The sequence below is a fragment of the Bradyrhizobium sp. 155 genome, assembly GCF_023101105.1.
In the GTDB taxonomy this organism is placed as follows: domain Bacteria; phylum Pseudomonadota; class Alphaproteobacteria; order Rhizobiales; family Xanthobacteraceae; genus Bradyrhizobium; species Bradyrhizobium canariense_D.
Window position 1 is genome coordinate 7,540,156 of record NZ_CP064704.1, and the last position, 25,572, is coordinate 7,565,727.

24 protein-coding genes are annotated in these 25,572 nt (G+C 64.5%); 12 read left to right on the forward strand and 12 right to left on the reverse strand.

Features of this window, described 5'->3' with window-relative positions; translation table 11 throughout:
• Positions 1 to 168: 168 nt before the first annotated feature.
• From IVA93_RS35770 to IVA93_RS35785, 4 genes are all read left to right on the forward strand, one after another.
• Positions 169 to 2,916 carry a PAS-domain containing protein gene (locus IVA93_RS35770; RefSeq protein WP_247789578.1) on the forward strand — a complete coding sequence of 916 codons (2,748 nt, stop codon included), beginning with the start codon at positions 169 to 171 and terminating at the stop codon, positions 2,914 to 2,916.
• Between the two features lie 192 nt (positions 2,917 to 3,108).
• Positions 3,109 to 4,086 (forward strand): tripartite tricarboxylate transporter substrate binding protein, encoded by a 978-nt coding sequence (locus IVA93_RS35775; protein ID WP_018455928.1) that lies wholly within the window; start codon positions 3,109 to 3,111, stop codon positions 4,084 to 4,086.
• Between the two features lie 154 nt (positions 4,087 to 4,240).
• A complete protein-coding gene (locus tag IVA93_RS35780) occupies positions 4,241 to 4,726 on the forward strand; it encodes a tripartite tricarboxylate transporter TctB family protein (protein WP_085349786.1) in 486 nt (161 codons plus the stop codon).
• 4 nt (positions 4,727 to 4,730) lie between these two features.
• Positions 4,731 to 6,239, forward strand: a complete 1,509-nt coding sequence (locus IVA93_RS35785; protein ID WP_018455927.1) for a tripartite tricarboxylate transporter permease — start codon at positions 4,731 to 4,733, stop codon at positions 6,237 to 6,239.
• Between the two features lie 16 nt (positions 6,240 to 6,255).
• On the opposite strand, the gene IVA93_RS35790 is transcribed toward IVA93_RS35785, so the two are convergent.
• The gene (locus IVA93_RS35790) at positions 6,256 to 7,950 is read right to left on the reverse strand and encodes a bifunctional diguanylate cyclase/phosphodiesterase (protein WP_026233055.1); all 1,695 of its coding nucleotides are present in this window, start codon (positions 7,948 to 7,950) and stop codon (positions 6,256 to 6,258) included.
• A 220-nt stretch (positions 7,951 to 8,170) separates the two neighbouring features.
• Here IVA93_RS35790 and IVA93_RS35795 point away from each other — a divergent pair, with 220 nt between their 5' ends.
• Positions 8,171 to 8,431, forward strand: coding sequence for a hypothetical protein (locus IVA93_RS35795; RefSeq protein ID WP_026233054.1), 261 nt, complete (start codon positions 8,171 to 8,173; stop codon positions 8,429 to 8,431).
• Position 8,432: 1 nt separating this feature from the next.
• Here IVA93_RS35795 and IVA93_RS35800 read toward each other — a convergent pair whose 3' ends face one another.
• The 3 genes from IVA93_RS35800 to mtgA all read right to left on the reverse strand — a co-directional run bounded on the left by IVA93_RS35800 (position 8,433) and on the right by mtgA (position 10,243).
• Positions 8,433 to 9,074, reverse strand: a complete 642-nt coding sequence (locus tag IVA93_RS35800) for a hypothetical protein (RefSeq protein WP_026233053.1) — start codon at positions 9,072 to 9,074, stop codon at positions 8,433 to 8,435.
• A 143-nt stretch (positions 9,075 to 9,217) separates the two neighbouring features.
• Complete coding sequence (gene rpmF / locus IVA93_RS35805) at positions 9,218 to 9,400, reverse strand: 50S ribosomal protein L32 (protein WP_007598106.1); 183 nt, start codon at positions 9,398 to 9,400, stop codon at positions 9,218 to 9,220.
• A 168-nt stretch (positions 9,401 to 9,568) separates the two neighbouring features.
• Positions 9,569 to 10,243: a monofunctional biosynthetic peptidoglycan transglycosylase gene (mtgA, locus tag IVA93_RS35810; RefSeq protein ID WP_018455922.1), complete on the reverse strand. Its 675-nt coding sequence runs from the start codon at positions 10,241 to 10,243 to the stop codon at positions 9,569 to 9,571.
• Between the two features lie 160 nt (positions 10,244 to 10,403).
• Here mtgA and IVA93_RS35815 point away from each other — a divergent pair, with 160 nt between their 5' ends.
• Positions 10,404 to 11,327: a polyprenyl synthetase family protein gene (locus IVA93_RS35815; RefSeq protein WP_085361935.1), complete on the forward strand. Its 924-nt coding sequence runs from the start codon at positions 10,404 to 10,406 to the stop codon at positions 11,325 to 11,327.
• Positions 11,328 to 11,334: 7 nt separating this feature from the next.
• Positions 11,335 to 12,027 (forward strand): DUF1345 domain-containing protein, encoded by a 693-nt coding sequence (locus IVA93_RS35820; protein WP_018455920.1) that lies wholly within the window; start codon positions 11,335 to 11,337, stop codon positions 12,025 to 12,027.
• Between the two features lie 16 nt (positions 12,028 to 12,043).
• Here the strand turns inward: IVA93_RS35820 and IVA93_RS35825 are convergent, their stop codons facing one another.
• Together IVA93_RS35825 and IVA93_RS35830 are read right to left on the reverse strand one after the other, a co-directional pair.
• Complete coding sequence (locus IVA93_RS35825; protein WP_247295918.1) at positions 12,044 to 13,870, reverse strand: caspase family protein; 1,827 nt, start codon at positions 13,868 to 13,870, stop codon at positions 12,044 to 12,046.
• Positions 13,871 to 14,048: 178 nt separating this feature from the next.
• Positions 14,049 to 14,477 (reverse strand): GFA family protein, encoded by a 429-nt coding sequence (locus IVA93_RS35830; protein ID WP_018455918.1) that lies wholly within the window; start codon positions 14,475 to 14,477, stop codon positions 14,049 to 14,051.
• Between the two features lie 91 nt (positions 14,478 to 14,568).
• Between IVA93_RS35830 and IVA93_RS35835 the strand changes: the two genes are divergently transcribed.
• The 3 genes from IVA93_RS35835 (at position 14,569) to IVA93_RS35845 (ending at position 17,661) form a co-directional block, all read left to right on the forward strand.
• Entirely contained in the window at positions 14,569 to 14,943 is a 375-nt protein-coding gene (locus IVA93_RS35835) for a nuclear transport factor 2 family protein (protein ID WP_007598116.1), read from the forward strand.
• Between the two features lie 191 nt (positions 14,944 to 15,134).
• Positions 15,135 to 16,004 (forward strand): class A beta-lactamase, encoded by an 870-nt coding sequence (bla, locus tag IVA93_RS35840; protein ID WP_026233052.1) that lies wholly within the window; start codon positions 15,135 to 15,137, stop codon positions 16,002 to 16,004.
• A 49-nt stretch (positions 16,005 to 16,053) separates the two neighbouring features.
• Positions 16,054 to 17,661, forward strand: a complete 1,608-nt coding sequence (locus IVA93_RS35845) for a Na+/H+ antiporter (RefSeq protein WP_018455916.1) — start codon at positions 16,054 to 16,056, stop codon at positions 17,659 to 17,661.
• Between the two features lie 26 nt (positions 17,662 to 17,687).
• Here the strand turns inward: IVA93_RS35845 and IVA93_RS35850 are convergent, their stop codons facing one another.
• The 6 genes from IVA93_RS35850 to IVA93_RS35875 all read right to left on the reverse strand — a co-directional run bounded on the left by IVA93_RS35850 (position 17,688) and on the right by IVA93_RS35875 (position 23,760).
• The gene (locus IVA93_RS35850; RefSeq protein WP_018455915.1) at positions 17,688 to 18,509 is read right to left on the reverse strand and encodes an N-acetylmuramoyl-L-alanine amidase; all 822 of its coding nucleotides are present in this window, start codon (positions 18,507 to 18,509) and stop codon (positions 17,688 to 17,690) included.
• A 3-nt stretch (positions 18,510 to 18,512) separates the two neighbouring features.
• Positions 18,513 to 19,850: a Rieske 2Fe-2S domain-containing protein gene (locus tag IVA93_RS35855; protein WP_018455914.1), complete on the reverse strand. Its 1,338-nt coding sequence runs from the start codon at positions 19,848 to 19,850 to the stop codon at positions 18,513 to 18,515.
• A gap of 86 nt (positions 19,851 to 19,936) precedes the next feature.
• Positions 19,937 to 20,833, reverse strand: a complete 897-nt coding sequence (locus IVA93_RS35860; protein ID WP_018455913.1) for a TauD/TfdA dioxygenase family protein — start codon at positions 20,831 to 20,833, stop codon at positions 19,937 to 19,939.
• Between the two features lie 147 nt (positions 20,834 to 20,980).
• Positions 20,981 to 22,264: a flavodoxin-dependent (E)-4-hydroxy-3-methylbut-2-enyl-diphosphate synthase gene (gene ispG, locus IVA93_RS35865; RefSeq protein ID WP_018455912.1), complete on the reverse strand. Its 1,284-nt coding sequence runs from the start codon at positions 22,262 to 22,264 to the stop codon at positions 20,981 to 20,983.
• Between the two features lie 12 nt (positions 22,265 to 22,276).
• A complete protein-coding gene (locus tag IVA93_RS35870; protein ID WP_026233051.1) occupies positions 22,277 to 23,230 on the reverse strand; it encodes a DMT family transporter in 954 nt (317 codons plus the stop codon).
• 35 nt (positions 23,231 to 23,265) lie between these two features.
• Positions 23,266 to 23,760 carry a Fur family transcriptional regulator gene (locus IVA93_RS35875; RefSeq protein ID WP_018455910.1) on the reverse strand — a complete coding sequence of 165 codons (495 nt, stop codon included), beginning with the start codon at positions 23,758 to 23,760 and terminating at the stop codon, positions 23,266 to 23,268.
• A gap of 157 nt (positions 23,761 to 23,917) precedes the next feature.
• Here IVA93_RS35875 and IVA93_RS35880 point away from each other — a divergent pair, with 157 nt between their 5' ends.
• Positions 23,918 to 24,400 (forward strand): MarR family winged helix-turn-helix transcriptional regulator, encoded by a 483-nt coding sequence (locus tag IVA93_RS35880; protein ID WP_026233050.1) that lies wholly within the window; start codon positions 23,918 to 23,920, stop codon positions 24,398 to 24,400.
• On the forward strand, positions 24,393 to 25,568 hold the full coding sequence (locus tag IVA93_RS35885; RefSeq protein WP_018455908.1) for an HlyD family secretion protein: 1,176 nt from the start codon (positions 24,393 to 24,395) through the stop codon (positions 25,566 to 25,568). Before IVA93_RS35880 ends, IVA93_RS35885 begins: the two co-directional genes overlap by 8 nt.
• Positions 25,569 to 25,572 lie beyond the last annotated feature (4 nt).

Consider the following 25,572-nt stretch of genomic DNA (forward strand, 5'->3'; position numbering starts at 1 on the left):
GCGGCTGAATTGCCCTGCGTTAAGTCTATTGCCCGCCGAGACCCCGCCGCCCCATGACGTCGATCCGCGACAACGAGCTTGATGCACGCCGCGAGCAGGGCCCGAAGGCCCTGGTCGGGCTGAGCCAGCTTGCACTCGACCACATGGAACAGGGTGTCTGCGTCTACGATGCCGGCAACCGGATCGTGCTGGTCAATCAGCGCTATCTCAGCCTGTTCAACATGTCGGCCGAAATCGTGCGGGTCGAGCTACCGCGACGTGCTCGCCCACAGTGTGGCCCTCGGCAACATCCCCGCGGGGGAAGTCGACGCACTCTATGCCGCGCGCCTGGCGCGGATCGCAGCCGGCCAGCCGTTCCGGACTCAACAGACACTCGCGAGCGGCCTCGTCATGGCGCTCGAGCTGAAGCCGCTTCCCGGCGGCGGCTGGATGACGATCTGCGACGACGTCAGCCGCCTCGCCCGGCTCGAGGCGGAGCTGCGCGTGCAGACCGAGCGCAGCCAGCACGCGCTCGCCAACATGGCGCACGGCTTGATCATGTACGATGCCGACAGCCGCGTCGTCGTCTGCAACGAACGTTTCCTGAATCTCTATAACCTCGACCCGGAAATCGTGAAGCCGGGCGTCTCGCATTGTACGGTCATCGAGCATTGGATGTCGCGCGGCAACCTGCCGGGCATGCCGGGCGAGGAATTCCACGACACCAGGCTGGAGGACGTGCGCACCAGGAAGGAGAAAACCCTGCTGGTGATGCGCTATGACGGAAGGATGGTGCAGGTGGTTTCCCGTTTTCTGCCCGACGGCGGCTGGGTGACGGTGCACGAAGACGTCACCGAGCGGCTGCAATACGAGGAGATGCTGAGGCACCAGAACTTCATGCTCGATGCGGCGTTGGAGAACATGGCGCACGGACTCGCCTTCTACGACAGCGAGATGCGCCTGCGCGTCTGCAACACCACCTACCGGAAGATCTATCGGCTCTCGCCGGAGGAAGCCAAGCCGGGCACGCATCTCGGCGAACTGATCGAACGCTCGATGGCAAACGGCGCGTTCTCTTCCGAGTATAGCCCGCGACACCTCCTGGAGGCCGCCAGCGCAAGGATCGCCGACCGCAACTCCTCGCCGATACGCCGACGGATGTCGAACGGCACCACGATCTCGGTGCGCTATTGCGCCCTGGCCGAGGGTGGTTTTGTGGCCACCTACGAGGACATCACCGAGCGCGAGCACGCAGTCGAGCAGTTGAGCGAGCAGTATCGGCGGTTCGACGCGGCCCTGAACAACATGAGCCAGGGCCTGTGCATGCTCGATTCGAGCTTGCGCGTCATCGTCTGCAATCGGCGCTACATCGAGATGTACGGACTGTCGCCCGAATTGGTGAAGCCGGGTGTGTCGATGCGCGAGATCATGGAGCACAGCTGCGAGCTCGGCATCCATCCAAACACCACCGCCGCGCGGCTCTATGCCGACTATGTCGAGAGGCTGCGCGAGGGCGAGCACACACTGCACCGCTATTTGGGCGACGGCCGCATCATCAAGCTCAATCACAAGCGAATGGAGCATGGCGGCTGGGTCGTCACCTATGAGGACGTTACCGAGCGCCACAAGGCCCAGGCCCGCGTTGCGCATATGGCGCGGCACGATTCGCTCACCGACCTGCCCAACCGCACGCTGTTCCGCGAGAAGATGGGCGAGGGGCTGAACCAGGTCGCAATCGCAGGTGGCGCGATGGCCGTGCTGTGCTTCGACCTCGATAATTTCAAGACCGTCAACGACCGCCTCGGACACGCGGCCGGCGACCGGCTGTTGCGCTGGGTCGCGGCGCGGCTGCAGGAGAATGTCGGCGAGCACGACACCGTCGCGCGGCTCGGTGGCGACGAGTTCGCGGTTCTCCAGCGCGGACCGCAGCCGCAATCGGCGGAAAGGCTCGCACGCCGCCTGGTGGAGATCATCGGTCACCCGCCGCCGCTGGAGAACCAGTCGATCCATGTCGGCGTCTCCGTCGGCATCGCAATCGCTCCCGATCACGGGCTCGATGCCGACGAGCTGATGAAATGCGCCGACCTCGCGCTGTACCAGGCCAAGGCCAAGGGGCGCGGCGCCTATCAGCTGTTCGAGCCCAAAATGGAGGAAGAGGCGCGCAGCCGGCACGCGCTCGAGCACGATCTGCGCGGCGCGCTGGAGGCCCGTGAATTCCACCTGGCGTTCCAACCGCAGGTGCGGCTCGACACCACCGAACTTACCGGCTTCGAGGCGCTGCTGCGCTGGAAACATCCCTCGCGCGGCCTCGTCCCGCCGGCCGAATTCATTCCGATTGCGGAAGAGAACGGGCTGATCGTTCCGATCGGAGAGTGGGTGCTGCGCACAGCCTGCGCGACCGCCGCGACCTGGCCCGATCTCACGGTCGCGGTGAACCTGTCCCCGGTGCAATTCCGCTCGCGCGGGCTGGTGACGATGGTGACGAGCGCGCTTGCGGAGGCCGGCTTGCCGCCGCATCGGCTCGAGCTCGAGGTCACCGAGACGGCTCTGCTCGACGACAGCGAGGCCACGATCGAGATCCTGCACCAGCTCCGCGCGTTGGGAGTGCGCGTCAGCCTCGACGATTTCGGCGTCGGTTATTCTTCGCTGAGCTATTTGCGCAAGTTTCCGTTCGACCGCATCAAGATCGACCGCTCCTTTGTCGGCACGCTCGGCGAAAGTCCGGAGAGTGTGGCGATCGTCCGCACCATCGCCAGCCTCGGCTCGGTGCTCGGCGTCGAGACCACGGCGGAAGGCGTGGAGACGATTGAACAACTCGACTTCGTTCGCGAATGCGGCTGCACCGCCGTTCAGGGATATTATTTCGGCAAGCCCTGCCCGGCCGCGGAAGTCGGACGCATGATCGAGACGCTGAGCGCAGTCCGCCGCGTGGCGTAAGGGCTCAGCCGAAGCCAATTCCGTATCTCGGTACGCCTCCAAACGACCAATTGTCGCACGTGCGCTTTTCGGCGAGATCACCGTATCGCGCCCGCGCAATGCGCTTTTCTTCTCCCATGATTTCGGGGACAATCCCGTCATAACAATGAGAAACGGCGGCCCGAACGAGGCCACCGCGAGGGAGGAGTTTCGATGTCTCGATACGGGCTGAAGACCTTTGCCATTGCCGCCATGCATGCCGTCGTGAGCGCGCTGCTCGCAACCGCCGCGGGTGCACAGGATTATCCCATCAAACCGGTAACGCTGATCGTTCCATGGCCGGCCGGCGGATCGACCGACATCTCGATGCGCGCGATCGCCGACAGCGCGTCCAAGGTCCTGGGGCAGCCCATCGTGATCGACAACAAAGCCGGTGGCGGCGGCACGGTTGGACCAGCCACCATGGCCGCGGCTGCGAAGCCGGACGGCTACACCATCTCACAGCTTCCGATCACCGTCTTCCGCCTGCCCCTGATGCAGGAGGTCTCGTGGGATCCGGCAAAGGATTTTACCTACATCATACATCTCACCGGCTACACCTTTGGCGTAACCACCAGCGCGGAGTCGCAATTCAAGTCCTGGAAAGACGTGGTCGAGTTCGCGAAGGCAAATCCGGGCAAGGTGACCTACGCGACGCCCGGCACCGGCACCTCGCTTCATATCGGCATGGAGCAGATCGCCGCGATGTCCGGCATCAAGCTCACGCAGGTGCCGTTCAAGGGCGGGGCAGAGACCAACGCCGCGGTACTCGGCCAGCACACCATGCTGCAGGCCGACTCCACAGGTTGGCGACCCTTGGTCGACGCCGGAAAGCTGAAGCTTCTCATGGTGTGGACCGGCGCGCGATCACCGAACTATCCTGACGTGCCGACGCTGAAGGAACTCGGCTATCCCATGGTCTATGATTCCCCGTTCGGCATCGCCGGCCCCAAGGGCATGGATCCCAAGATCGTCGCCAAGCTGCACGACGCCTTCAAGAAGGCAGTCGAGGATCCCGCAGTGATTGCCACGCTCGCCAAATACGACATGGTGCCGAGCTACAAGAATACCGAGGACTACAAGAAGTTCGTCGTCGAGGTTACGGAATCGGAGCGCAAGGTGATCGATACGCTCGGGCTTGCGAAGAAGTAGTATTGAGCCACTTTCGTGTTCCGGGCGTGGTGCAGCGCTTCTCCAGCGCTGCACCACAGAGCCGGGATCTACCTTTGCCACGCATCTATCGATCCCGGATCTGCAGCGCACCGCTTCGCGCCGCATAGCGTCCCGGCACGGCCGAGAGGTATTGATGAACGACCAAACCACCGTCAAACTCCGCCTCAACAACTCCGAACTCTGGGGTGGGTTGATCGGGCTCGCACTCGGCGGCTTCGTGATCTGGCAAGGCTTAAAGCTCAAGCTCGGCACCATCAACGACCCTGGCTCCGGCTACGTGCTTTTCTACACGGGCATCCTGATGTGCGTGTTCGCGGCCAGCATTATCATCTCGGCCATCACCGAGGGCGGACCAACGCTGGCTTCGCGCTGGCAGAACGTGAGCTGGAGCAAGCCGTTACTCGTCATCGTCTGCCTTACCGCGTTTTCCTTTGCCCTTGAGCCGCTGGGATTCCTGCTGTCATCGATCCCGCTCATGCTGCTTTTGTTGCGCTTGATCGATCCCTTGCGGTGGACATTGGCGATGCCGATCGCCGCTCTAGCACCGCTCGGCATGTGGTGGATGCTCAAGCGACTGCTGCTGATCCAGTTACCCTCCGGCCTATTCGGGATCGGCTGATCGCATGGATACGCTTCTCAACGTCGCGCATGGGTTTGGCGTCGCTCTCCTGCCGATCAACCTGCTCTACTGCTTCATCGGCGTCTTCATCGGCACGCTGGTCGGCGTGCTGCCGGGCATCGGGCCGATCTCGGCGATGTCTCTGTTGCTTCCGGTGACACTGTCAGGAACGCCGGAATCCGGCATCATCATGATGGCGGGAATCTATTACGGCTCGATGTATGGCGGCTCGACGACCTCAATCCTGGTCAACATTCCCGGCGAGGCGGCTTCCGTCGTGACCTGTATTGACGGCCACCAGATGGCGAAGCAGGGTCGTGCCGGCCCCGCGCTGGGCATCTCAGCCTTCGGCTCGTTCATCGCCGGCACATTTTCACTCGTTGCACTGATGCTGGTGGCGCCTCGGCTCGCCAACATCGCCATCGCGTTCGGCCCTGCCGAATATTTCAGCCTGATGGTGCTCGGCCTCGTCGTGCTCACCTTCCTCACGCAGGGATCGATGCCGAAAGCGCTTCTGATGGCATGTATCGGCGTCGTGCTCGGACTGATCGGGCTCGACAGCATCACCGCGCAGCCGCGGCTGACATTCGGCCGCATGGAGCTGATCGACGGCATAGGACTGGTCCCCGTCGTGATGGGCCTGTTCGGCGTCGCCGAGGTGCTGCTCAATACCGAGCAGGTGATCAAACGCGACATCATCAACGCCAAAATCACGCAGCTGCTGCCCAACAAGGCCGATTGGCAGGCGAGCGCCGGCCCGGTGGCGCGCGGCACGTTACTTGGCTTGCTGCTCGGCATTCTCCCGGGCGGCGGCGCGGTGGTGGCCTCGTTCGCGTCCTATGCGCTGGAGAAGCGGCTGTCGAAGACGCCGGAGCGCTTCGGCCATGGCGCAATCGAGGGCGTAGCGGGTCCCGAATCCGCCAACAACGCGGCGGCCGGCGGCGCGTTCATTCCGCTGATGACCTTGGGCATCCCGCCGAATGTGGTGATGGCACTGCTGCTCGGCGCCTTCGTCATCCACGGCCTGCAACCGGGGCCGCTACTGATCACGCAAAACCCCGGCCTGTTCTGGGGCATCGTCGCCAGCATGTATATCGGCAACGTCATGCTGCTGATCCTCAATCTGCCGCTGATCGGCATGTGGGTGCAGCTGCTCAAGTTGCCCTACAACATCCTGTTCCCGCTGATTATCCTGTTCACGATCCTGGGCGTTTACTGCTCGAGCAACAATGTGTTCGACGTCTACGTGATGATCGCGTTCGGGATCATCGGCTATTTCATGCGCAAGCTCGGCTTCGAGCCCGCGCCGCTGGTGCTGGCGTTCGTGCTGGGACCGATGATGGAGAACAATCTGCGCAAGTCGCTGATCCTGTCGCAGGGCGACCTCTGGACCTTCGTGCAGCGGCCGATCTCGGCAGCGTGTCTTGCGCTCGCGCTGGTGCTGCTGATGGCGCCGCTATTACCCGCGCTGCGTAAGAAGCGCGAGCTCGTGGCGCTGGATGAGGGCGCGTGAGGGATTGGCAGGTGTCTCAGCCTGCCGCGGGCAGCACGTTATCCGGCGGCGCGCCCCAGGGGCGGTCGGCTGAGGCGAGCCCGATCAGGCGGCCCTGGATGTAGTCGCAGCCCCAGTCGCGCAGCATGTTCGCAGCTTCTTCGTCCTGCACCCATTCGGCCACCGTCTTGATGTCGAGGCGGCGGGCGAGGTCGATCAGGGTCTGCACGAAGGCGCGGTCGTCGGCGGAACGGGTGATGTTCTGCACGAAGGCACCGTCGATCTTCACGATGTCCACGCCCAGCTTGCGCAGATTGCGGAACGAGGTGTAGCCGGCGCCGAAATCGTCGATGGCGATGCGGCTGCCGAAATTCTTCAGCCGGGTGACGAAGCCGCGCACATCGTCGATGTCCTGGATCGCGACGGTTTCGGTGATCTCGACGATCAGCCGCTCGGCAACGCCGGGATGGGCACGCATCAGCGATTCGATTCCCGCCCACCAATCCGGATCCATGGTGGTGTCGGGCGAGATGTTGAGGCTGAGGCAGATGTCCGGCGCGGCCGCGAGCTCGGCGACCACGAGCTCGAGCACCCGGTGATCGACCAGGCGGATCAGGCCGAGGCGTTCCGCAACCGGCACGATGTCGGGCGCGAGCAGCACCTGGCCGTCGCCCTGGTCCATCCGCACCAGGCATTCGTGAAAGGCGCAGTCGCGCGAAAGGGCGGCAACTACCGGCTCATAGGCAAGCTTGATGCGGCGCTCATTCAGTGCGGTGACGATCTCGTCGGTGACGCGGATGTTGACGCGGCGCTGGGCGTCGCGCGCGGCATCCGGGCGCCAGGCTGCGAACGAGCCGACGCGGCGTTGTTTCGCGGTGTCCAGGGTCTCGTGGGCGCGATTGACGGCTTCATCGGCGTTGCGGGCATAGCGCGGCACGCTGACCGCGCCGATCGAGGCGGTGACCGACACCGGTCCGGATTTGGTCGGCACCACCTCGTCGCGAATGCCGGCGAGGAAACGTTCGGCAGCCACGTTCATGTCATCGACGGTGCAGTTCTTCAGGATCAGGCCGAACTTGTTGCCGGAGAAGCGGCCGAGCACGTCGCCGCCGCGCAAGCGCGCGCGAATGCGCGTGGCGACGTCGAGGATCACGGCGTCGGCAACGTCGAAGCCGAAGGCCTCGTTGACACGCGCGAGATGATCGATGCCGACCAGCATGAAGGCCGCGGTCGAGCGGAAACGGGTCGTCTCCTCGATGGCCTCGGCCAGCGCGGCGATCAGATGCGAGCGATTGAGCTCGCCGGTCAGCGGATCGAGCCGGGCCAGCTTCGTCAGTTCCTCGTCGCGGGCATGGCGTTCATTGTTGATGCGGACGGAGCCGATCGCACGCACCGGGCGACCGTCGGGGCCGGCGAACCAGCGGCCGGTCTCCTCGATCCAGACCATGGGATCGGCGGCGCTCATGCGCACGCCGTACTCGACCCGGTAGGGCGTGCCGTCGGCGCCATGCACGGCTGAGGTCTGCGCCAGCGCGGCGGTCCGCATTGATTGCGCGGGCTCGATCAGCCTGGCGAATTCGGCGCCGGTGGCCAGCCGTTCGGCGGGAATTCCGGGAAAGATGGCGCTGACCTGCTCACCCCAGACGATGGCATCGCTGGCGATGTCCCAGGCGAACACGGCCTGGCCGAGGGCAGCCAGGATGTCGGAGGCTTGCGGCAATGCGGGGGTCAAAATCGCCTCGTTTCGGGACAGCGGGGAGTCCTGAGCCGGCACAGGATAAAGCCAGATTCGCCATTGACCCTAGGCAAAGTTGATAAACAATTTGGAAACCACGTTTCCTCGCTCGCAGGAACCGAAGCGGCTCACCCGGCATAGGCCTTGCGAGTACATGACACGCACCGGCGCCAGCGTCTCGAAACGCGACAATCTAGGCCGGTCAACGGTGATTGCGATGTTGAGTACTGGTCAACTGGACGTGGCGGACAACGGCACAGGCTCGGCCCTGGTGCCGCTGATGCCAGTTTTGCAGTGGGTCCACAAGGCCCCGCTGCCACGCCCCGATCCCAGCTTCGTCGCCCAGCTCATCGCCAATGCCGAGCATCTGCCCCAGGCGAGCCGGCTCCGCCGCGCTTCTTCCGAGGATGCGCAGGTCGCCTATGGCAGCAAGCGCCCGCTTCCGAGCGTTAGCGCGCGCACGCGGCAGGTGGCTTGAATCAGCGCGGCGCGTCGGGAGACGGCTGGGTGCCGTTGCCCGGCTGCAAATGAGGCGAGGGAATTTCCGGCGAGGGCGCACTCACAGGCTTCGGCGCCGGGTGATCCATCAGCACGGATTCGGCGACCGATTGTGCCGTGGGCGCGGGCGGCTCCGCCGGAGCTGGTCGCGGAGCGGACACTGGCTCGAACTTGGGCTCGAACTCATCCGCCGGCGTCTCGGCCTGGCGCTTGGTCTTGCGGGGCGCCGGCACCGTCGTTTCGGCGACATAAGCGACGCGGCGGCGGGTGCGCTGGGCGATGCCGCCGAGGAAATCGGCCATCGCGAGCAGCACCAGAAGGAAATAGGTGGAGTTGCCGAATTTCGGCCACATCACGAATTCGGCCGCAGCCGCGCCGAACACGATCAGCGACAGCAGATGATCCATCAGGAATTTCGAGCCGGGCCGCGCGCCCTTGACCACTTCGAGCAGCAGCAGCACGATACCTAGCGCGAGCATCACGTCGGCGAGCGTGACCGGCCAGGCCTCGCCCGTGATCATCGGCACTTTGAACAGCACGTCCGCAAAGGACACGCTCGGCATCAGGAATGCGATGATGTTGTAGACCGCGAGCGGGATCAGGAGCAGCGGGAAACCGACCATCGGCGAAATGCCTTCTCGATCAAGATATCCAGACAGGACAATGCGGCGGCGATGCATTCGCTCCGCCGCCGTCACTGTCATATCTCATGGGTGGGCCGAAATCAGGCAGGCCCGATCGTCCTGCCCACAGAAAGGTCCCGAACTCAGGACTCTTTCTTCTTCAGGACCTGACGGCCCTTGTACATGCCGGTCTTGAGGTCGAGATGGTGCGGACGACGCAGTTCGCCGGAATCCTTGTCTTCCACATAGGTCGGCTTCTTGATGGCGTCTGCCGAGCGGCGCATGCCACGACGGGACGGCGAGGTTTTTCTTCTCGGAACGGCCATTTCAATATCCTCTAGGGATTGGTGTTTTGGGGCATCGTCCGCGAGGGGACGGCTCAGCACCCGCAAACCGAGGCGAGCTGAATGCCGGTCAAGGCCGGGCTTATAGAGGAAGGCCTGCCTTAAATCTAGGGCTCTGGGCCGGAAAATGCGCCCGAAAAGGACCGGAAATCAGCGATTCTCCCGCCAGCAGGTCGAAAGTGAACTCGCCTGCGCTCGCGCCACATAGGTCCCGGCCAGCCGCCGGACACCCGGTCCCGGCGTCCTGGCGCTGCGTTTGACCGGATTCGGCAGGATAGAGGCTAGAAGCGCGGCCTCCCGGGGGGAGAGGTTCGCCGCCGACTTGCCGAAGGCATAGGCGCTGGCGGCCTCGGCCCCAAACTGGCTCTGCGGGCCGAGCTCGGCGATGTTGAGGTAAATCTCCAGGATCCGTGCCTTGGGCAGGACGAGATCGATCCACAGCGCCAACGGGAATTCCAGCGCCTTCCGGACGAAGTCCCGCCCCTGCCAGAGGAACAGGTTTTTCGCCACCTGCTGGGTGATGGTGGAAGCGCCCCGGAACGGGGTGCCGTCCTCCTTCGCATCGTCGATCGCCTCACGCAGCGCACCCCAGTCGATGCCGTGATGCTTGCAAAAATGGGCGTCCTCGGCCGCCACCACCGAGCGTGGCAGCGAGGGCGACATCGCCGCCAGATCGATCCATTCCCGCTGCATCGGCGCACCCCGCAGCGAGCGCCAGATCATCAGCGTCGAAACGGGATGGCCGGCACGGTAGAACGGCGCGACGACATAGGGCGCGAGAGCCGCGACCGCGAGCACCAGGAGAAGGGTTTTGACGACGCGCAAATCAACCTTTCCGGCGCAGAACGAAACGGGGCCACGGGCCCGGCATTAAGTCTGTGATAATTCGGGCCTTTTCCAGCACTTTTTAGGCCTTCCAAACGATTGACTGAGGCGGGCGCATAAAGGATTGTCCCGCCGAATTTTAGTTCTGGAGCCCTTCTTGATGACCGGCACGTCCCCGTCCGATTTCGCCAAACGTCTGGACAAGACCGCTGATGACACCGAGGCCCTGCTCGGGCGCCTGCTGTCGGACGACATCCTGCCCGATGAGATCGCCCGGCCCAAGCGACTGATGGACGCAATGCGCTATTCGAGCCTCAACGGCGGCAAGCGCCTCCGGCCCTTCCTGGTGGTCGAGAGCGCGGCCGTGTTCGGCGTGTCCCGCGAAGCCGCGCTGCTCGTCGGTGCGGCGCTCGAATGCATCCACTGCTATTCGCTGATCCATGACGATCTGCCGGCGATGGACAATTCGGACCTGCGCCGCGGCCGCCCGACCCTGCACAAGAAGACCGACGACGCGACCGCGATCCTCGCCGGCGACGGCCTCCTGACACTCGCCTTCGACATCATCACCCGCGACGAGATTCATCGCGACGCCAATGTGAGGCTTTTGCTGACCCGCGCACTCGCGCGCTGCGCCGGCATCGGCGGCATGGTCGGCGGCCAGATCCTCGACCTCGCCGGCGAAGGCCGCTTTGGCGGCAACGAGCCGATCGACGTCGCCCGCATTCAGCAGATGAAGACCGGCGCGCTGCTGCGCTACGGCTGCATCGCCGGCGCGATCCTCGGCCAGGCCTCGCAAAAGGAATATCAGGCGCTCGACGATTACGGCCGCGCGCTCGGCGAAGCCTTCCAGATCGCCGACGACCTGCTCGACGTCGAAGGCGATGCCGCCGCGCTCGGCAAGCCTGCCGGCGCTGATGCAGCGCTCGGCAAGACCACCTTCGTCACCCAGCTCGGCATCGAAGGCGCCAAGCAGCGCGTGCGCGATCTGCTCGCGCGCGCCGACAGCGCCGTGTCGATCTTCGGCGAACGGGCCGCCGTGCTGCAAGCGGCTGCGCGGTTCGTGGCCGAACGGAAGAGCTGATAGCGCGATGGCGGGCGGCAGCAAGGAAGACCCCGCCCTCGCCCGCTTTCGCAAGATGTCGCGGCCGATGCGGCTGATTTATGCGCGTCCGCGGACGTTCATGTCGCTTGCCGTTGGTATTCTCGTCTGCCTGCTCATCCCGGGTTCGCACCGGCTGGTCACGCGGCTTGTGTTCGGCTGGGATGCGTTGATCGCCGTTTATCTGGTGCTGGTCTACGCGATGATGCTGTGCAACGACCACCAGCACATCCGCCGCGCCGCAGCGATGCAGGACGACGGTCGCTTCGTGATCCTGCTGGTGACGGCGATCGGCGCCTTCGCCAGCATCGCCGCGATCGTCTCCGAGCTTGGAACGCCGCATCGCGGCGGCCTGGAGCTGAGCATCGCAATCACCACCATCGTATTGTCATGGGCCGCCGTGCACACAATCTTCGCTCTGCATTACGCGCATGATTATTACCGGCACGCCACGCCGGGCGGCCTTCAGTTTCCCAGCGGCGACAAGGAAGACCACGCAGATTACTGGGACTTCGTCTATTTCTCGTTCGTGATCGGCATGACCGCGCAGGTCTCCGATGTCGGCATCTCCGACAAGACCATCCGCCGCACCGCCACCGCGCACGGCATCGTCTCATTCATCTACAACACGGCCTTGCTGGCGCTGACGGTCAACATCGCGGCGAGCGCGATCTCGACCTGAACTCATTTCCGCAATCCTAGTTACAGACCTCGGCATTGCCATCGTTGCCCGGGCCGCCGCCGCCGCGATATTCGAGATGGCAGCCGCGGTTGACCGCACGACAGCCACTGTTGTTGCAGAATAGCTGTCCGCCACTCGAGCGGCGGCTGGCGCCAGCGGCAGCAGCGATGCCCGCAGCGCCACCAAAGCCGCCGGCCGCTCCGGCAGCCTCACCGCCGGCCTGACGACGCTGCCGTGCGGGACGCTCGTCGCCGTCGTCCCGCTTGGCGGTCGCAGGCTTGGCGGTCGCAGGCTTGGCGGCACGCTGCTTCTCGCACTCGTTGTCGTCGTTGAGCGCATAGCCATCACGGCAGACGATCTTGGTGCATTTGTCGCCGTCGGTCTTGAAGCCGTGCTCGCAAACCAGCGGACAGACGCGCGACTGTTTCGACTTGACCGTGTCGAGTGCATCGGTGCTCGCCACCTTCACGTCGAGCTTGGTGCCGGCATAACGGTTGAACTGCGATAACGACCGCTGCGCGGATGTCGTCCAGTTGCCGTCGGCGGCGCCGGAGAAGCAGCCGACGCGGCCGAGCTCGGTCTGTACCGAGCGGCTGAGATCGGCCGGCGCGATGGCCGGCGTCAGCGAGGCGACGTTGGTGCCGGCAGGGCCCGCCGTGCTGGCGGGCGCTGCACTCGGCGCCGCGGCGGCGAGATTGACGCGCTGCTGCTCGGCAGCGGCCGCCTGCTGCTGCGCCTGCTCCTTGGCCTTTTGCGCCGCAAGCTGTATCTGCTCGGCGGCCTCCGCATCGGCGGCTGCCTTGGCCTGCGTATCCTTCTGCGCGCCAAGTGCGGCAAGACGATCGCGCTCGGCCTCGGCCTGTTTCGCCTTCTCGGTGGCCGCCGCATGAGCCTGCTCGGCGCCGATTTTCTCGAGTTGCAGCTTGGCAAGGCTCGCATAGAAGCCGTCGGGATGCTGGGCGAGAAAGGCCTCCCACGCCGGCCGGTTGCCGACCTGGAGCGCGAGCTCGTAATCGCGGCGGATGTCGGCCTGAGGGTTGGGCGCAGCGGCAGCCGCAGCGGTCACCTTGACCGGCACCAGCGGCACGTCCTCGCCGCCGAGCGAGCCATAGACGAACGGCTCCTGCTTATTACCTGTCGACTTGAGCACGTCGTCGCGCACGAAGCCGAAGGCACGGCGGACGTCTAGGCCGGGCCTCGTCAGATGCTTCGACAGCGCCACCGTAAAGGGGCTGTTCGCACCGTCGCCATCCTGCGCCGTGAAACCGGCCTTGGCCGAATAGGCGATCAGCGTGTTCGAGCTGGTCGGCTCGACCTGGGCGAGGCCGCGGCCGACGCCGCGCGAGGCGATCGTGCGCTTCATGGTCTTGCCGAACGGATTGTCACGGCAGGCATCCAGGATCACCAGGCGAAGCTGCTTAGCCGGTTCGACCGCGACCAGGACGCGGTCGAGGGAGAGCGCCTCGTCAAAGACGTCGGTGTCACGCTCCAGCTTGGCGTCGACAGGGATCAGATAGTTCGAGCCTTCGACCTCGAGGCCGTGGCCGGCATAATAGACCACGGCGATATCGGCATCGCGGGTCCGGTCGGCGAATTCGCGCAGCACACGCCGGGTTTCCTGCGCCGTCAGGTCGTGCCGGGAATCGACGATGTCGAACCCGGCCTCCTTCAGCGTCCGGGCCATCACCGAACCGTCATTGACGGGGTTCGTCAGCGACGGCGCATGCTGATAGGCGGAGTTGGCGATCACGAGCGCGACGCGCTTTCCGGCGAAAGCAGGCCCGGCGCCGAATAGCAGCGCGACGGCGAGGAGGACTGGGCAAAGTCTGAGCAATTTGCGCATGACACGACTTCCGATTTCGGGGCGATTCGCGCCCTTTGGGACGGCTTTAGCAGGGTCCGTCACGGACGCTTGTAACGGAGGTCACGAAGATGGCGCCGGCGGCAAGCCGAAAGGTCCCCTTGTTCGTCGCGCCAGTCCGGCCGCGGTTCGCCGCCAAACAGGTGCGCAGCAGGTTCCCTCAGACATCCCCGATGTGGCCCCGATATTGCGGCAGATTATCCGTAATCTCGTGCCAGGGCGCCTTCGACCCCACGAAAATGTGGGCGCTCGGTCGGATCGAGGGGGCATCGACCAGGGTTCCCATGGCGACGTGGACCCATTTTCCGTCGCGCACCCGGGAATAAAGCAACGAGCCGCAGCGGGCGCAGTGGGCGTCGTGGGTGGTTTCGTCACCGTAGATGGTGAGCTGGTTCTCGCCTCTGACGATGCGGAGCTTGCCCTGCTCGATGCCGGCGAACGGCTTGAAGGCAGCGCCGGTGGTGCGGCGGCAATTCGAGCAATGGCAGTTCATCGCATAGGAGAACGCGTCCGCTACCTCGTAGCGCACGGCGCGGCAGCAGCATTCGCCGATCAGGAAGGGAGCGTTCGAATTCTCTGATCCGGTCATCACAGCGTCCCAGCAAATGGTACGGACACCATAGCGCATTTTGACGTGTACGACTAAGTTCGCCCTGAGCCATCATTCAAAGGGATGACCCATGAGCCAGAACCGTTCGAGCGTCGAAGCCGTCGTGCAATCTTACTTCGACGGACTTTACGAGGGTGATGCCGAAAAGCTCGGCGCCATCTTCCATCCCTCCGCCGATTTGCGCTGGGTCGAGAAGGGCGAGCTGCAGGTGCTGACCGTGCCGGACTGGCTCGACCGCGTGCGCAAGCGCCCCTCCGGCAAGGCCGAAGGCAAGCCGCGCGAGGATTTCATCGTCACGATTGACCGTTCGGACGACAAGACCGCCTTCATCAAGGTCCGATGCCAACTGCCGCCGCGTTTTTTCACGGACTATCTGGTGGCTATGAAGCTCGCCGATGGCTGGCAGATCGTATCGAAGTCTTACCGGTATGATCTGCGAGAGTGAGGGGCCTAATCTTCCGCTGCCCGAAATCGGGCACACTCCTCCCACATCCTCCGTCATTGCGAGCGCAGCGAAGCTAGCCAGAGTCTTTCCGCGGAGGAAGACCGGATTGCTTCGCTGCGCTCGCAATGACGATGCGGATGGAGTGCATGCCGCATCTCTCCTCCGCCCCCGTCTCGCTCAAAAGGTCCACCATGCTTCTCGACCGCCGTTCGCTGCTCGCCTCGCTGTACTGGATCGCCGCCTCCCCCGCGCTCGCCGCAGACGCGCAGCCTGAGCTCGAAACCTATGAGCGCGAGAGTGGCGGCCGGATCGGGGTCTATGCCGAGAACCTCGCGACCGGCGCAAGGCTCGCCTGGCGCGCCGACGAACGGTTCGTCATGTGCTCGACATTCAAGGCTTCGCTGGCGGCATGCGTCCTGGCGCGGGTCGATCGTGGCGAGGATCAGCTTGCGGCCATGATCCCGTACGGCAAGGCCGACCTGCTGGAGTACGCACCGGTCGCCAAGCAGAACATTGCCGCCGGCGCAATGTCGGTCACCGAGATGTGCAAGGCGATCGTCGAGCTCAGCGACAACACCTGCGCCAATTTATTGCTGGCGCGGATCGGCGGTCCCGCCGCACTCACCGCGTTCTGGCGGTCGCTCGGCGACACCGCCTCGCGGCTCGACCACAACGAGCCCGAGCTCAACCGCTCACCGCCCGGCGATCCCCGCGACACCACGACGCCGGCGGCGATGGCAGGCAATCTGCGCCGGCTGCTCACGGGCGAGGCGCTGTCGGCCACCTCGCGCGCGCAGCTCACGGAGTGGCTAGTGGGCTGCAAGACCGGTGCGAACCGGCTGCGTGGCGGGCTCCCCGCAAGCTGGAAGATCGGCGACAAGACCGGCAACAACGGCAAGGACGCATCCGGCGACATCGCGGTGGCCTGGCCCAAGCCCGATACGAAGCCCGATGCACCGATCCTGATCGCGGCCTATACCCAGGGCGGCACGCCGAGCGCGGCGCAGATCGAAACCGTGTTCGCACGCATCGGCCGCATGGTGGCCGAACGGCTGGCGTAAAGCCGCACGCATTGACGTTGCGACCGCTTCCGGGTGAAGACAGACCATCATGGAAGCGAAATTTCAGACCTTTCTCATCCTGCTCGCCGTGCTGGCGGGCACCGCGCTTGTCGCGCGCCGCTTCAACATCGCGCCCGCCATTCTGCTGATGCTCTCAGGTGTCGGCCTTGCCTTCGTGCCGGGCATGCCAGCGGTCGAACTGCCGCCGGAACTGGTGCTGCTGATGGTGCTGCCGCCGCTGATCTACTCGGCGAGCGTCGCGATGAGCTGGCGCGAGTTCAAAAAGAATCTTCGCCCGATCGTGCTGCTGGCGGTCGGTGCGGTGATCTTCACCGCGGCGTTGGTCGCAACCGCCACGCATTATTTCATCGGCCTGCCCTGGACGATCGGCTTCCTGCTCGGCGCCATCGTCGCGCCGCCCGACGTGGTGGCGCCGCTCGCGATCGCGCGCCGGCTGCATCTGCCGCGCAGGCTGATGGTCATCCTCGAAGGCGAAGGGCTCGCGAATGATGCCACCGCTCTGATCCTCTACCGCTTCGCGCTCGCCGCAATCATGGTCGGGCAATTCTCGCTGCCTCTGGCAGGCGGCGAGTTCTTGCTCATCGTCGCCGGCGAGATCGCCTTCGGCATCGGCGTCGGTTGGCTCTCCCTGCGGTTCCGCAAATGGTCGGGAGACCCGCAGGTCGAGCTGACACTGTCGCTGATCACGCCCTACGTGTCCTACTGGCTGCCCGAGCATCTCGGCGGCTCCGGCGTGATCGCCACCGTCGCCTGTGGCCTCTATGTGAGCTGGAATGGCCCGCTGCTGATCTCGGCATCGACGCGCCTGCAAGGCATCTTCTTCTGGGACCTCGTGATCTATCTGATCGAGGGCTTGCTGTTCCTGCTCACCGGATTCCAGATGCGCGCACTCTACGAGAAATCGAAGGCGTTCCCGCTCGACGACATCATGATTGCGACTGCCGTGGTGCTGGCGGTGGTCGTGATCGCGCGCTTCGCCTGGCTCTATCCCGCGACCTATCTGCCACGAATGCTCAGCAAGTCGCTGCGTGCGCGCGATCCGTCACCACCATGGCAATGGCCGTTCGTGCTTGCGCTCACCGGCGTGCGCGGCGCGGTGTCGCTGGCGGCAGCACTGGCGCTGCCGTTCACGCTGCCGGGCGGCGAGGCCTTCCCGTTTCGCGACCTGATCCTGTTCGTCGCGTTCGGCGTCATCTTCATCACACTGATCGGCGTCGGCCTCACGCTGCCCCCCGTGGTTCGTTGGCTCGGTGTCGCGGAAGCCGGTCGCAACGAGCATGCCGCCGAGCACGAGGCCGAGATCGCGGCACGGCGCCAGGCCCTCGACGCGGCGCTAAAGTCGCTCGACGCGCTGACCGAGGAAAAGGACGTGTCCGACGAGGTGATGCGGCTCCTGCGCGCCCGCCACGAGATCCGGGTCAACCAGCTGCCGGACTCGCTCGATCCCACCCACCACGACGTCTCCGCCGCCGGCACCGCCCTGACCCGCCGTCTGATCGCCACCGAGCGCAAGTTCATCCACGAGCTGCTGCGCGAGGGCCAGATCACCGACGAGACGCGGCGGCGGATCGAGCGCGATCTGGACCTGGAGGAGGCAAGCTTGGCAAACCGGGAGTACCGGGGAGGGCCGCTATAGATTCCCGTCATTGCTAGGGGCGCGAACTACCGCCTCTCGCAAAATTCCCTCATCGCCACCGCCACGGCGCCCGCAATGATCTCCTGCCGCTCCGGGGAGTTCATCGCCATCTCCTCGTCGCGGTTGATGATGGAGCCCGCTTCGAGCAGCACTGCGGCGCTGCGGGTCTGCGAGAGCACAACGAGCCCGTCATAGCGGTAGACGCCGACATCCTTGTCGAGCAATTGGCGCCGGTAGCGCCCCATCACCGGCAGGGTGTACTGGCTGGCATAGTGCAGGTCCTGCTGCTTCAGCTGCCTGCCGATCATCCGGGCCAGCATCAGGCTGGCGGCGAAGTGCGGATTCCGCTGCGACACGAACAGAGAGTGGCCCGAAAAGCGGTCGCTGAAATAGCTGTTCGCGCCGTCGAACTCCCAGCTCCCGAGCAGCTTGTCCGGCACCGAATCGTGATGGATCGACAGGAAGAGATCGGCCCGGGCGTCATTCGCGGTGCTGACGCGCTTGAACAGGCTCGGCCGCGCCTTGCCGTCCGTGACGAGCAACCGGGTCGCGGCAAAGCCTTCGGCCTTGAGCCTCGCCGTAATCAGACTTGCAAGCCGGAAGTTGAAGCCGAACTCCGTGTCGTTGCGCGCGCTCAACGCGCCGTAGGAGTCCGGGGTGTGCCCGACATCCACGAGGATCCGGAATTTCGACAGCTCACACTTGACCGGCGCGTGCGGCGGCTTGGGTTTCGCGATTTTCCGCGCGATAGCAGCATGACCAGAGTCTGCAGGCGCCAGCGACCATAGCAAGATCGACGCGACCAGCGTCGAGACGAGACTTGCGATGATGCTGCGCGGCTGTCCCAAGTACTACTCCGCTGCCGCTGTTCGCGGCCGGCCGACAAAGCCTGTGACGTCACCGAAACGCTCCAGCATCACCGCGGAAAGGTCCTTGGCCTTGCTGGTGACGCAGGCGCCCGAGCGCACGGCATGGCGATCCTGATGCGCGGCCTGCGGCGGCGGCTCGCCCTGCTGAAGCGCCCGCGCCAGCTCCATCACGACTTTCCGGAAATGCATGATACCGAGATCGGTCGGACCGAGATGCTCGCGGGTGCGGTCGGCGATCGGGCCCTGGCTGTCCTGCACGGCCGCATCCTGTTCGGAGACGCCCTTGATGCCGGTGTAGCTCCTGGTCTTCTGCATCTTGCGGTCGATCAGATAGTCGTTGCCCTTGTGGCGCAGCGGCACGTAATTGTCGCCAACCTCCGCGATCACGCCGTTGCCGCGGTCAAAGACGTCGCGCTCGGCTTGCGTCAGCGGCCGTTCCGGATTCCAGGCATAGGTGTAGATCCAGCAATTGGTGTCGGTGACGGGCACGAAAGTCTGCCCAAAGATGTTCTCACCCGGCATCGCGCTCGGGGCATAGGCGTGGAACGGCATCAGAAATTGCGCAATGCGCCAGTAGATGTTGTCGCCGCCGGTGAGCCGCCCGCCGGCGATGGTGAGGCCCGCTGCGTGCGCGGCGATCTTGATCACAGGGCGCGGATCCTCCGCGATCCAGCGCATGTGATCGCTCGACATCCGCGCGATCGGATTCACGAAATGCTTCTTGATGTCCAGGATCTCGTTCTCCTCCTTGTCGAAGGAGAGATGGGCGAAGGTGAAATGCGCGGTGTCGATCGAGCCTTCCAGCGCCTGCACCCAGTTGCAGTCCTGCCATTTCTTGCTGACATAGCGGTGCGAGGCCGGCAGCAGTGCCATTTCGAGATCGGGCAGCTCGGGCATCGCATCCGCGGGACCCATATAGGCCCAGATCATCTCGCCCCATTCGCGCGCCGGATAGGATTTGATGCGGATGAGATCCTTGGCGTTGAGGTCGGGATAGGAGGTCGGCATGTCGACGCAGCGGCCGTCGGTGTCGAACTTCCAGCCGTGATAGACACAGCGGATGCCGCATTCCTCGTTGCGCCCGAGCCAGAGATTGGCGCCGCGATGCGGGCAGTATTGATCGATGATTCCGACAACGCCGCGCGTATCGCGGAAGGCGAGCAGCTCCTCGCCGAGAACGATGATCTTCTTCGGCTCGCCGTCGGGTTCAGGGAGTTCTTCGGACAGCAGCACAGGAATCCAGAACCGGCGCAACAATTCGCCCATGCCCGTACCAGAGCCCGACTCGGTCAGGAATTTGTTGTCCTCGGCGCGGAGCATGGAAAATCCTCCCGACGGTCGTTGTTGCCGGCAAGATTGGCGCGGACGCGGGAAGACGTCAACGCGGAACGCGGCGCGCAGGCCGGTTAAACCGGCCGCTCCCCCTTCACCGTCACGCGCGTGCCGGAGCGCGTGTGCGGCCAATAATCCCACATCGCGCGGTGCTGGGTGCAGCGGTTGTCCCAGAAGGCGATGGCATTCTCTGTCCAGCGAAAGCGGCACTGGAACAGCGGATTCTCGGCGTGCTGGTAGAGATAGGCAAGCATCGCCTCGCTCTCGTCGCGCGGGATGCCGTTGATGTGGCGGGTGAAGCCGCGGTTGACGTAGAGCGCCTTCTTGCCGGTGACCGGATGCGTGCGCACCACGGGATGCTCGGCACTCGGATAGGACGGGCGGTCGGCGACGCCGTAATTGGCGTAGAGCCCGCGATAGATCGGCTCGCCGTCATGCAACGCAGTCAGCCCGTCGAGATGGGCCTTCATCCGGTCCGACAGCGCCTCGTAGGCCGCATACATGTTGGCGAACAGCGTGTCGCCGCCGCGCGGCGGGCACTGCTTGATGTAGAGGATCGAGCCCATCGGCGGCTCGTGATCGCAGGACACGTCGGAATGCCAGCCCTCGCCATTGGCCCGCGGCGAATTCGCATCCGCATAGATCTTCATCAGGGCCGGGTCTTCATCCTCATGCGGCGCGGCGGGATGGAAATGCAGCTCACCGAACTTGCGGCCGAAGGCGAGATGCTGTTGTGGCGTGATGTGCTGGTCGCGGAAGAAGATGACGAGGTTTTCGGCAAGCGCGCGGTGGACCTCGTCCATCTGCCGGTTGGAGCGCGCATCGTCGGAGACGAGCTTGCCGATGTCGACGCCCGAGATTTCCGCGCCGATGATCGGGGTCAGCTTTTCGACCGCGATGGTCTCGTAAGGCGCGCCGTCGTCCGTCGCGTGGCGATAGCGCGGGCCCTGCTTGCCGGCGAGTGAGCTCATGGCGTGTCTCCCGATGCATTCTTGCTTGGGAGCATCGTAGCAATGTAGGGCGGCTTAGCGAAGCGTAACCCGCCACTTCGCGCCTGCAAAAATAAGGCGGGTTACGCTTTCGCTAACCCGCCCTACGATTCCTGATCTGGAGCAGAACTATTCCGCCGCGGTCACCGGCACCTTGGCGCCCTGGCCGTAGCGCTGCTCGATGTAGTCGATCACGAGTGCTTTGAAGTCGGCGGAGATGGTCGGGCCGCGCAGGGTGCGGAACTTCTTGCCGTCGACGAACACCGGGGCAGCCGGCGCCTCGCCCGTGCCCGGCAGCGAGATGCCGATATTGGCGTGCTTGGATTCGCCGGGGCCGTTGACGATGCAGCCCATCACCGCGACGTTGAGCTCTTCCACGCCGGGATATTTCGTCTTCCAGGTCGGCATCTCGTCGCGGATGAAACCTTGGATCGAGCTGGCCAGTTCCTGGAATGTGGTCGAGGTGGTGCGGCCACAGCCGGGGCACGCCGCAACCAGCGGCACGAATGTGCGGAAACCCATGGTCTGCAAGAGCTCCTGGCCGACCTGCACCTCGCGGGTGCGGTCGCCGCCGGGCTCCGGCGTCAGCGAGATGCGGATGGTGTCGCCGATGCCCTGCTGCAACAGGATGCCGAGCGCGGCCGAGGACGCCACGATGCCCTTGGTGCCCATGCCGGCCTCGGTCAGGCCGAGATGGATCGCGTAGTCGGAACGGCTGGCGAGATCCTGATAGACCGCGATCAGATCCTGCACGGCCGAGACTTTGGCCGAGAGGATGATGCGATTCTTCGGCATGCCGAGTTCCTCGGCGCGCGCGGCCGAGAGCAGCGCGGATTGCACCATGGCCTCGCGCGTCACCGCGCGCACGTCGCGCGGATCGGGGGAGGCGGCGTTCTCGTCCATCAGCTTGGTCAAGAGCTCCTGGTCGAGCGAGCCCCAATTGGCGCCGATGCGCACCGGCTTGTTGTTCTTGTTGGCGATCTCGATGATGTCGGCGAACTGGGTGTCGCGCTTGTCCTTGAAGCCGACATTGCCGGGATTGATGCGATATTTGGCGAGCGCCTCGGCGCAGGCCGGATAGGCGGCGAGCAGCTTGTGGCCGATATAGTGAAAGTCGCCGATCAGCGGCGTGGTGATGCCGCGCTTGAGCAGGCCGTCGCGGATGTGCGGGACGGCAGCGGCGGCCTCCTCGCGGTCCACGGTGATGCGGACCATTTCGGAGCCCGCGCGGGCGAGCGCTGCGACCTGGGCAATGGTGCCGTCGATATCGGCGGTGTCGGTGTTGGTCATTGACTGCACGACGATCGGGGCACCGCCGCCGACGGCAACGTCGCCGACCTTGACCTGGGTGGTCTTGTGCCGGGGCGCGGGGCCCGCGACGTCGGAATCGATGGTTTTTTCGAGCTTGTTCATGGCGTCCAAATATCAGGTTTTGGTGACGTTCAGCAATGCATCGCGCGGCGCCGCAGCGGATTGACTGGGACGGTTAACCAGAAAAAGCCCAGCAATGACAAGGAGGGCGGCAGCCCCGAATGTCAGGTTCAGCGTGTCGTGCATGATGAAATAGCTACCCACCACGCCAAACAAAGGGGTGATGAAGGTAAAAGCCGACAATTTGCTGGCCGAATAGGTCTTCACCAGCGCGAACCAAAGCGTGAACGTGGTTCCCACGACCCAGATCGCCTGGAAGGCCATCAGGCCCAGCGACAGCGGCGACGGCGTGTGGGGGATGGTCTCCCCGAACAGCCAGGCGGCCAGCCCCAGGATCGGGATCGAGGTCGCGACCTGATAGCCCAGAGCCTTCTCGGGCGCCGCGAAGCGCAGCCGCGTGCCCTTGGCAACTAGCGTGGTCGCCGCCCACAGCGCGGCGCCGCCGACGATCATGAGATCGCCGAGCAGGACATGCGAATCGACGTTGGGCTGCGGCACGCCGATCGCGAGCGCGACACCGGCAAAGCTGATGGCGAGCCCCAGCCATTGCGTCCCGCCAAGTCGCTCGCCGAGCACCTGGTAGGAGCCGAGCGCGACGAAGAACGGCGCGGTGTAGAGGAACACGACCGCCCGCGATGCTGGTGTGAACCGCAGGCCCTGGAAGATCAGCACGAACTCGATGCCGAACATCAGTCCGGCGATGACGCCGGGCTTCCAGGTGCCGTCGCGCTCGAAGAATTTAACGCCGCGCAAGCTGCCGATGATGAACAGCACCGGCAGCGCGCCCATCGAGCGGAACGTGGCCTGAAGCATCGGCGGAATGTCCGGCAGCACCAGCTTCACGGCGATCTGGTTGAACCCCCAGGTCAGGCACAGCATGAGCATCAGGGCGATGGCGCCGGCACTGAGGGGACGACCGGCGGACGGTATGGCTTGAGGTGAGGACATTTCTTCCTAAAAACCGGCTTTGCGCCGTTGTTGCTCTATGCGGCTTTCTGACAATGCGCACAAACGCCCGTGATTTCCACCACCGACAATTTGGGAGCGAAGCCTGAGCTGCGCGCGGCGGCGTTGAGGTCCTTGGCGAAGGATGCCGACGGAATCTCACCGACCAGGCCGCAGCGCTCGCAGATCAGGAACGTCACCGCCGAGATCGCGTCGTGGTCGTGAGCGGCGCAGGCGAGATAGGCGTTGCGGCTTTCGATCCGGTGCACGAGGCCGTTGGCCATCAGGAAATCGAGAGCACGATAGACCGTGATCGGCGCCGGCCGCGACATCGACTTCGCCAGTTCGTCGATGACCTCATAGGCGCCGAGCGGCCGGTGGCTCGAGAGCAGCGCCCCCAATACATGGCGGCGTATAGGCGTGAATTTCTGCGCGCGCTCTCCGCAAACGGCCTCGGCATGCGCCAGCGCATCCGCGGTGCAGCGGCCGTGATCGTGATCGGGCGCGGGAAATGCCGGTTTTGCGAGGGTCATGCGACCGGCGTTCTAGCATTTCGAAAGGGGAACCCAAAGCAGGACCGGCGATGCGGCCAGCAGCCATGCTCGGCCTGCGGGACAGCGTCCCGCAAACCCGCCATGAAATAATCATGAGCTTGCTTATTATATTGCAAGCTTATTGGAGACCAAGCTCATGAGCCCAGGGCCCGTGGACCAGAACTTCCTGTTTACGCTCGCCGAGCTCTATCGCCTGCTCCGGGTCTATGCCGACAAGGAAGCCTCGCGCTTCGGCATCACCCGCGCGCAATGGGCGGTGCTGGCCAAGGTCGAGCGCAGCGAAGGCATGAAGCAGTCGGAACTCGCCGAGCTTCTCGAGGTGCAGCCGATCACGCTGACGCGCCTGATCGACAAACTCTGTGACAGCGACTGGATCGAGCGACGCAACGATCCTTCGGATCGCCGCGTCAAGCGGCTGTACCTGAAGAAGGCCGGGCGGCAGTTGCTCGGGCGGATGAGCGGGCTGAAGTCCGAGCTCACGGCCAACGCGCTCGACGGCATCACTCCGGCGGACGCCCATCGCCTCCTCACCCAACTCGAAACAATCAAGGAAAACGTGCGGTCCGCGATCCAGAGCAGCGGAGCGGAACAAGCGCGTAAGGAGCAACGCTATGGCTGATCAGGTTCTCAAGTTCCAGCCCGAGCAGAAAATCGACGGCGGCAAGCCCACCAAGAAAGCCGGCACCGATCCGCGCCGCCGCCTGGTGGCGGGCCTGCGCCGCTATCGCCGCGTGCTGCTCCTGGTTGTGCTGCCGCTCGTCGTCGCGGTTGCCGGCTTCACCTTCTATCTCAATGGCGGCCGTTACGTCGGCACTGATGACGCCTATGTCGGCGCGCAGAAAGTGCTGGTGACCCCTGATATCTCCGGCAAAATCCAGAAGGTCGTCGTCAAGGAAGGTCAGGTCGTCAAGCACGGCGACGAGTTGTTCGAGATCGACCCCGCTCCGTTCCGTCATGCGTTGGAAGAAGCCAAAGCGCAACTCGCCCAAGCCCGCATCACCTATGACAATCTTGTTGCCAACATCAAGATCTACGGTGACATGCTCAATCTTGCCCAGCAGGGCATGGACCTGAAGCAGCGCGACGTCGAACGCAAGCAGTCGCTGGTGAAGAACAATTACGGCTCGCAGCTCGATCTCGACAACGCGTCCAATGCACTGGTTACCGCCGGCGCGCAGGCGCAATACATCAAGCAGCAACTCTCCAATGCCAAGACCCAATTGCTGGGGAATCCCGAGTTGCCGCTGGAGCAATTCCCCGCCTACGCGCAAGCGAAAGCCAAGCTGGACGATGCCCAGCGCAACCTCGACCACACCGTGCTGCGCGCGCCGATGGATGGCGTGGCAACACAGGTCGAACAGATCCAGCTCGGCCGCTACGTCGCCGCCGGCACGCCGGTGTTCTCCATCATCGACGTGGCCCATCCCTGGGTCGACGCCAATCCGAAGGAGAGCGACCTCACCTACGTCACCGAAGGACAGCCGGTCACGCTCGAGGTCGACGCGTTCCCGAACCATACCTTCAAGGGCAAGATCGGCTCGCTCTCGCCCGGCACCGGCGCGCAATTCGCGATCCTGCCGCCGCAGAACGCCAGCGGCAATTTCGTCAAGGTGGTGCAGCGCGTGCCGATCCGCATCTATTTCGACGAGACCGACAAATACGTACGCAAGCTGAAGGCCGGCATGAGCGTTTACGCCACCATCGACACCGGCCACCAGCGCTCGCTCGCCGGTCTGCTCGGCCTGTCGGCGACCGCGAGCCAAGACAAAGATCAGGACAAGGACTAATCCT

Excerpts from the sequence above, each read along its gene's own strand:
- bla (WP_026233052.1), top strand. The coding sequence starts at position 15,135 with ATGCTTCTCGACCGCCGTTCGCTGCTCGCCTCGCTGTACTGGATCGCC.
- IVA93_RS35825 (WP_247295918.1), bottom strand. The coding sequence starts at position 13,870 with ATGCGCAAATTGCTCAGACTTTGCCCAGTCCTCCTCGCCGTCGCGCTG.
- IVA93_RS35800 (WP_026233053.1), bottom strand. The coding sequence starts at position 9,074 with ATGGTCGGTTTCCCGCTGCTCCTGATCCCGCTCGCGGTCTACAACATC.
- IVA93_RS35870 (WP_026233051.1), bottom strand. The coding sequence starts at position 23,230 with ATGTCCTCACCTCAAGCCATACCGTCCGCCGGTCGTCCCCTCAGTGCC.
- IVA93_RS35820 (WP_018455920.1), top strand. The coding sequence starts at position 11,335 with ATGGCGGGCGGCAGCAAGGAAGACCCCGCCCTCGCCCGCTTTCGCAAG.
- IVA93_RS35885 (WP_018455908.1), top strand. The coding sequence starts at position 24,393 with ATGGCTGATCAGGTTCTCAAGTTCCAGCCCGAGCAGAAAATCGACGGC.
- IVA93_RS35795 (WP_026233054.1), top strand. The coding sequence starts at position 8,171 with ATGTTGAGTACTGGTCAACTGGACGTGGCGGACAACGGCACAGGCTCG.
- IVA93_RS35775 (WP_018455928.1), top strand. The coding sequence starts at position 3,109 with ATGTCTCGATACGGGCTGAAGACCTTTGCCATTGCCGCCATGCATGCC.
- IVA93_RS35830 (WP_018455918.1), bottom strand. The coding sequence starts at position 14,477 with ATGACCGGATCAGAGAATTCGAACGCTCCCTTCCTGATCGGCGAATGC.
- IVA93_RS35855 (WP_018455914.1), bottom strand. The coding sequence starts at position 19,850 with ATGCTCCGCGCCGAGGACAACAAATTCCTGACCGAGTCGGGCTCTGGT.
- IVA93_RS35845 (WP_018455916.1), top strand. The coding sequence starts at position 16,054 with ATGGAAGCGAAATTTCAGACCTTTCTCATCCTGCTCGCCGTGCTGGCG.
- ispG (WP_018455912.1), bottom strand. The coding sequence starts at position 22,264 with ATGAACAAGCTCGAAAAAACCATCGATTCCGACGTCGCGGGCCCCGCG.
- IVA93_RS35815 (WP_085361935.1), top strand. The coding sequence starts at position 10,404 with ATGACCGGCACGTCCCCGTCCGATTTCGCCAAACGTCTGGACAAGACC.
- IVA93_RS35835 (WP_007598116.1), top strand. The coding sequence starts at position 14,569 with ATGAGCCAGAACCGTTCGAGCGTCGAAGCCGTCGTGCAATCTTACTTC.
- IVA93_RS35875 (WP_018455910.1), bottom strand. The coding sequence starts at position 23,760 with ATGACCCTCGCAAAACCGGCATTTCCCGCGCCCGATCACGATCACGGC.
- IVA93_RS35770 (WP_247789578.1), top strand. The coding sequence starts at position 169 with ATGCCGGCAACCGGATCGTGCTGGTCAATCAGCGCTATCTCAGCCTGT.
- rpmF (WP_007598106.1), bottom strand. The coding sequence starts at position 9,400 with ATGGCCGTTCCGAGAAGAAAAACCTCGCCGTCCCGTCGTGGCATGCGC.
- IVA93_RS35785 (WP_018455927.1), top strand. The coding sequence starts at position 4,731 with ATGGATACGCTTCTCAACGTCGCGCATGGGTTTGGCGTCGCTCTCCTG.
- IVA93_RS35860 (WP_018455913.1), bottom strand. The coding sequence starts at position 20,833 with ATGAGCTCACTCGCCGGCAAGCAGGGCCCGCGCTATCGCCACGCGACG.
- IVA93_RS35780 (WP_085349786.1), top strand. The coding sequence starts at position 4,241 with ATGAACGACCAAACCACCGTCAAACTCCGCCTCAACAACTCCGAACTC.
- IVA93_RS35880 (WP_026233050.1), top strand. The coding sequence starts at position 23,918 with ATGAGCCCAGGGCCCGTGGACCAGAACTTCCTGTTTACGCTCGCCGAG.